Raw genomic sequence first — 520 nt, 5'->3', positions numbered from 1 at the left:
TTTGCAGTTCGGTCAGGGAGTCTGTGGCACTGCCGTCATCTGCCTGTGCAGCCAGGGCGCTGAGCACGGCGGGTAAGTTTTTGGTGGTGATGCCGCTCAAGCCCAGGCTTTGCAGGTTGGCCACGGTCAGTGCGCTGACCGGTGTTGTGCCTGCGACCACGGCTTGCAGGGTGTTGGTGGCGTTGACCAGGGTTTGCAGCTCGCCAATCGAGTCCACGCCGCTGCGGGTTTTGCCGCCGACGACGGCGTTGAGCAGGTTGAGGGTATTGCCGCTGGCAGCTTTGCCAAGAGACACGCCGATCTTGGTGTAGTCAGCTGCCTGAGGGCGTGTGCCGCTGTCGGACAGAGTGCCGTTGGCCCAGTTGAGGATGGTGTTGTAGGACGCGACCAGTAAAGCGATGGCGGCAGTGTTGTTGAGCTGCGCGGCGGTCACGCTGGTAGAGGCCAGAGCTGAGTTGATGGCGGCCAAGTTCAGGCTTGTGACCAGCAGTTTGCCGCTGGCGTCTTTGATGCCTGCGTC

At 62.1% G+C, this 520-nt stretch carries 1 protein-coding gene; it reads right to left on the bottom strand.

From position 1 onward, the window contains the following. Positions 1-520, bottom strand: a 520-nt coding sequence (locus B9Z45_RS17185) for a hypothetical protein (RefSeq protein ID WP_158270458.1), incomplete at both ends; no start/stop codon positions are given.

It is taken from the genome of Limnohabitans sp. 2KL-17 (genome assembly GCF_003063415.1).
Taxonomy (GTDB): Bacteria; Pseudomonadota; Gammaproteobacteria; order Burkholderiales; family Burkholderiaceae_C; genus Limnohabitans_A.
This window is presented reverse-complemented; position numbering and strand designations above follow the sequence as displayed.